Origin of the sequence: Bradyrhizobium sp. OK095 (assembly GCF_900109945.1) — a bacterium.
Lineage (GTDB): Bacteria > Pseudomonadota > Alphaproteobacteria > Rhizobiales > Xanthobacteraceae > Bradyrhizobium.
Window position 1 is genome coordinate 1 of the sequence record NZ_FOBX01000039.1, and the last position, 2,054, is coordinate 2,054.

The following is a 2,054-nucleotide window of genomic DNA, read 5'->3' on the forward strand; positions in this document are numbered from 1 at the left end:
CGCCTGGAAGCGTGCCCTTCAAAGTCGGAGCGGCTGTGCTGGGAGGCCTGGGAAGCGAAGCCGGAGGCCAACTTGGCGAGGGGACTCCTTGGGAAGGGCCTCTCCGATTCGCCGGCGGTGCACTCGGCGTGCTCGGTCCGTTCAGTGCAGCCAGGTTAGGAACGGGCGCGCGCGCCGCGCCGACTCTGGCGCGCGCTGCAGAAGAAGCGAGCGCGGGGCTTGGACAAGCGGCAGAGAATGCGCCACGAACTTTCTATAGAGGCGATCAAGCCGGCCTCACGGAATTCAGGTCGCATGCCGCGCAAGTGGGAGGCCAAGCCCACTCCGAAGCGGTCTTGGCAAAAGGGAATAAGAATGACTTGATGAAGATGCACGCGATTGACAGTGAAAATCCGCCGTCTCCATATATCTCCGTAACTCCCCATCCTGCCGTTGCCCGAGACTTTACGCTTGGGTCGGACGGCTCAGTTTACCAACTGCAATTGGCACCGGGCCGCGCAATTCCAAATCCATTCAGTCTATATGGGGAAAGCGAACACCTGGTTCCGCACTATATCTCACCGGATGAAATCAAAGGTACACTTCCGTAGGAAAAGGTGCGACATGAGGAATCCTCTACTTCCAGCGATCATTCCGACGAAGAGTCTCAAGCTGTCCGATGTGCCGAACGAATCGGAGCCTTGGCGACCGGTCATCATACGCTTCGCGCTGACTTTTGATCCATCGGAGGACGACCCATACAAGCTTGGCGGGCGGGACTTGGAGTCCTTGTCAGCCGAGAGCGGCTTGGTGCGGCTTCGGGCACACCTGTATTTGGAGCAACGGGCATGGAACCATATGAGCCGCGACCCGGATGCCAGCACCATGTTAGCCATCCGGAGGGTTGTTGCTCTCATTCGCGCGATATTGTCCGAGCAAAGCAAAGGTGCACCGGAGACCGAAGCATGAAATATCCTGCCCCCACTTGGGGAGGACTCATCCGCGCGGAAGCGCCAGGCTGGTTTTTGGATCGGATGGCGCATTACACGGACCGGCAGAGGAGCTTTCTGGTCTACGAGCATGGGACTGCGGTTTTTGATAATGGCTCATCCGAGCCGGACATTGCCAAGTGCAATGCTGCGCTGCTGGACGTTGTGACGCATATGCCAGACTTTTCGGTCAGGCCAATGCGCGACGGTAACTTCATCGTCGAGTTCAGAGGGCCGGTGTACGGCCTCGTCGAGGGTACGTTCTTCAAGCAGAATCGACAGCAGCTATCGCTTGATGCGAAGAAGCATGGTCTGTTTCCCACCGAGAAACTTTTGTATCCGAGTGAAGAGAGCGTTAAAGCTGGTGAGCATGTCATCGGTCTTTATGCACGCGCAAATCTGTATCTGGATGTTGAGTCTCCGGTTGTCGTAGGACGGTTTACTCCGCCTGTCTAAATCTTGCCAAAGAGCAGCCGGGCGCAGGTCGACGCCGCGCTCTCAGCACATCAGGCGCAGCTCCAGCAACAAAAGGCGCAGAACGACGCGATCCATCTCCAGGTCAAGACGCAAGGAGAGATCGAGCTCGCCAAGATCAAGGCCGCTCTCGACGCCAAGATGACGGTGCTGGAGACGCATCTGAAGGCAGCGATCGAAGCGGGGAAGGTGCAGCGGTCATACCCGCCAGGCGCACGCAAGGCGAGAGACGGCCACCACTATCTGCCGGACCCGAACCGCCCCGGAAAGCATCTGCTGGTCGTTCATCATGGCTGATTATTCTCTGGTGCCGGTCGAGCATCAGCCGGACTTCGAGAACGTCTCGTTCGTTCCAGTCGACCACGATCCGTTCAGTGCCGATGGCGTAACGCAGCAGGCGCAAAGCCCGAAAGCGCAGGCGCAACAGGCGCAGACTCAGCCGGCGCAGTCTCAGCAAGCGCAGACTAAACAGCCTGCGATGGGAGCAAGCCGATCCAGCGCACCAATACCTGGCGTGGCAACAACAGACTCCACCGCATCTGCTCTTACGGCAGGGGCCGGTGACTTCTTCAGGTCCATCCCTCGCGGGGTCGTTTCTGGCTTCAATAGCGC

4 protein-coding genes are annotated in these 2,054 nt (G+C 58.6%); all 4 read left to right on the top strand.

Annotated features, from left to right (window positions below; genetic code table 11):
• Nucleotides 1–603 precede the first annotated feature (603 nt).
• The gene (locus BMW89_RS37045) at nucleotides 604–948 is read left to right on the top strand and encodes a hypothetical protein (RefSeq protein ID WP_092035267.1); all 345 of its coding nucleotides are present in this window, start codon (nucleotides 604–606) and stop codon (nucleotides 946–948) included.
• Nucleotides 945–1,424 carry a hypothetical protein gene (locus BMW89_RS37050; RefSeq protein WP_143062895.1) on the top strand — a complete coding sequence of 160 codons (480 nt, stop codon included), beginning with the start codon at nucleotides 945–947 and terminating at the stop codon, nucleotides 1,422–1,424. Before BMW89_RS37045 ends, BMW89_RS37050 begins: the two co-directional genes overlap by 4 nt.
• A gap of 3 nt (nucleotides 1,425–1,427) precedes the next feature.
• The gene (locus BMW89_RS37055) at nucleotides 1,428–1,739 is read left to right on the top strand and encodes a hypothetical protein (protein WP_092035269.1); all 312 of its coding nucleotides are present in this window, start codon (nucleotides 1,428–1,430) and stop codon (nucleotides 1,737–1,739) included.
• Nucleotides 1,732–2,054: hypothetical protein (locus tag BMW89_RS38290; protein WP_210187592.1), on the top strand; the 323-nt coding region annotated here is incomplete at its 3' end. The genes BMW89_RS37055 and BMW89_RS38290, both read left to right, overlap by 8 nt.

Bases quoted from the DNA above. Each gene is read 5' to 3' on its own strand.
- BMW89_RS37050 (WP_143062895.1), top strand. From the start codon at position 945: ATGAAATATCCTGCCCCCACTTGGGGAGGACTCATCCGCGCGGAAGCG.
- BMW89_RS37045 (WP_092035267.1), top strand. From the start codon at position 604: ATGAGGAATCCTCTACTTCCAGCGATCATTCCGACGAAGAGTCTCAAG.